This window comes from Nocardia sp. NPDC060220 (assembly GCF_042727815.1).
In the GTDB taxonomy this organism is placed as follows: Bacteria; Actinomycetota; Actinomycetes; order Mycobacteriales; family Mycobacteriaceae; genus Nocardia.
Genome location: NZ_JBHWZY010000971.1, coordinates 1 through 2,400, shown reverse-complemented (window position 1 = coordinate 2,400; position 2,400 = coordinate 1). Strand labels below are relative to the sequence as shown.

2 protein-coding genes are annotated in these 2,400 nt (G+C 68.0%); one reads left to right on the top strand and one right to left on the bottom strand.

What is annotated here, in order from left to right; genetic code table 11:
- The first annotated feature begins 497 nt into the window (after positions 1-497).
- The gene (locus tag ACFWF3_RS32420; RefSeq protein WP_379317656.1) at positions 498-962 is read left to right on the top strand and encodes a hypothetical protein; all 465 of its coding nucleotides are present in this window, start codon (positions 498-500) and stop codon (positions 960-962) included.
- Here ACFWF3_RS32420 and ACFWF3_RS32415 read toward each other — a convergent pair.
- Positions 947-2,380 (bottom strand): DHA2 family efflux MFS transporter permease subunit, encoded by a 1,434-nt coding sequence (locus ACFWF3_RS32415; protein WP_378994141.1) that lies wholly within the window; start codon positions 2,378-2,380, stop codon positions 947-949. The two genes, ACFWF3_RS32420 and ACFWF3_RS32415, sit on opposite strands and share 16 nt — an antisense overlap.
- Positions 2,381-2,400: the final 20 nt, after the last annotated feature.

The window sequence follows — 2,400 nt, the reverse complement described above, 5'->3', positions numbered from 1 at the left end:
GGTCATGCGGTCGCTCCATTCGTGCGGACTGCTGTGGTCAACGATACCGCGACCTGGTCGAGCCAGTGATCAACCGGCTCACCGCGGTGACCTGGCAACGAATTTCCCCACGGTCCCCACGGAGCGCTCCGTACCGCGCAATATCGGAGCTGCGCGCGGCGTCGGGTGTTGTGCCCGAATCGGCTGTTTCTCAGGGCAATCGGAAAGCAGTCCGAATTCGAGGGAACCGAATGGGATCGGGGCGCGTCCAAATGAGCAAACACACCAGCGTGTTCGACTCGAGAACAGGACGACTCGATGGCTGAACAGACCGGCGATCCGACGTCTCCGCGGGGGCGGCGTGCTCGACTGACCGCTCCAGGGAGCGGGCTTGCGTTGTGTGGCTTCGGGATTCGGCCCGTGGGGCGGCGTCCGTTCCCGCGTGCGGCGGGGTTGTGCGCGCACCGGCCCGAACAGCAGGCGGCGCCCGAGCAGGGCCAGCACCCGGACAGTGTCGGATGACAGGGCCGAGCGGCCGTCGGGTCACGTCGGCGAGCGCACTGTCCTACGTTCGATTCCAGGCTGCGCAGCCCAATCGACACGGTCGACATCCGGGCGTGTTCGGCCTGGTGAACGGGCTGTGGACCGCAGGGCACCTGAGTGCCGGGGAGGTGCGGTTCCGCCGGGGCGGCAACGATTGGTTCAGCGAGAATCTGACGAATCCGAGTGACGTCGACCCGGGGGTGTACGACCGCGCACGGCATCCAGGTGCCGCCTCGTGGTTCAAGGCGAGCGCGGTGTCGATGATCGAGCGGGTCGAGGGATACCTCGCGATCCTCGACGCGCACGGCGTCGAATGGGAGCGGCTGGACTCCGTCGCACCGGGCACCATCATCTATGACGATGCCGAGCAGGTGGTTGTCGTGCCGTTCGGCGACAACCACCTGCTCAGGGAACCGATCAGCGGCTATCGCGCGGGCTGAGTGTGCCGGGGCAGGAACGCTGCCACCACCGCCGCGCAGGCGACCAGGGCGGCGCCGACCCACACCGCGGGGACGAGCCCGTCCACGTAGGCCTGGGGGTCGGTGTAGGAGCCGTGGGAGGCGAAGACCGAGGCCAGGACGGCGATGCCCATGGCGACGCCCACTTCGCGAACGGTGCTGCTGATGCCCGACGCCATGCCCTGGTCGGCGGGGGAAGCGCTGGCCATGACGATGGTGGACGAGGGCGCGAAGGTGAGGCCCATGCCGATGCCGCCGAGGACGAACGGGGCGACGAAGGCGAGATAGGGGACGTCGGCGGTGGTGATCATCGCCATCCAGCCGAGGGAGACGGCCAGGCAGAGCTGGCCGATCGCGATGAGGGTGCGGGCGCCGACGCGGTCTACGATCAGGCCGGCCAGCGGTGCGACGACCATCGGGACCATCGTCCACGGCATCGTGCGGATGCCCGACTCCAGCGGTGAGTAGCCCTGAACCACCTGGAAGAACTGGGCGAGCAGGAAGATCGAGCCGAAGACGCCGGACGAGAACCCGAAGGACACGATGAAGCTCAGGCTCAAGCCGCGGGATCGGAACATGCGTAGCGGGAGCATCGGATCGGTGGCATAGGTCTCCCAGACGACGAACGCGACGAGCAGCACGGCGCCGCCGATCAGCGCGGTGAGAACCTGCGGTGCGGTCCAGCCGTCATCGGCACCGTGGATGACACCCCAGACCAGCGCCAGCACGCCACCAGCTGAGAGCAGCACGCCCAAGTAGTCGAGTTTCCGTGCGGCGCCCCGTGATTCGGACAGCATGCGGGCAGCGAAGGGCAGCGCCAGCAGACCGATCGGGACGTTGAGCCAGAAGATCCACTGCCAGTTCAGGCCGTCGACCACCGCACCGCCGACGACCGGCCCGACGGCGACGCCCAAGCCGGCGATGCCGCCCCAGATCCCGATCGCGGCGCTGCGCATCTTCTCGGGTACCGCGGCGGCCAGCAAGGTGAGCGACAGCGGCATGACGGCCGCACCACCGACGCCCTGCACCGCACGGGCGGCGATGAGCATCCACGGCTCGGTGGCCAGCGCGCACGCCGCGGAAGCGACGACGAAGATGCCGATTCCGGCCAGGAAGACCCGGCGCCGGCCGATCCTGTCGCCCAGGGCCGACGCCGACAGCAACAGCGCGGCGAAGGACAGCGTGTAGGCGTTGATGAACCATTGCAGGTCCGACAGCGACGCTCCCAGTTCGGTTTTGATCACCGGGAGGGCGTTCGTCACGACGAGGTTGTCCAGCGTGACCATGAACATCGGAATGCCGACGGCGGCGATCACCGCGCCGAGCGGCTTGTTCTTCGCCCCGGAGTTCGGTGGCGTCACGGCGGCTCGCGCGCCGCCGGATTCGAGTGTCTGCGTCATGCCAAACCCTTAGTTGTTAT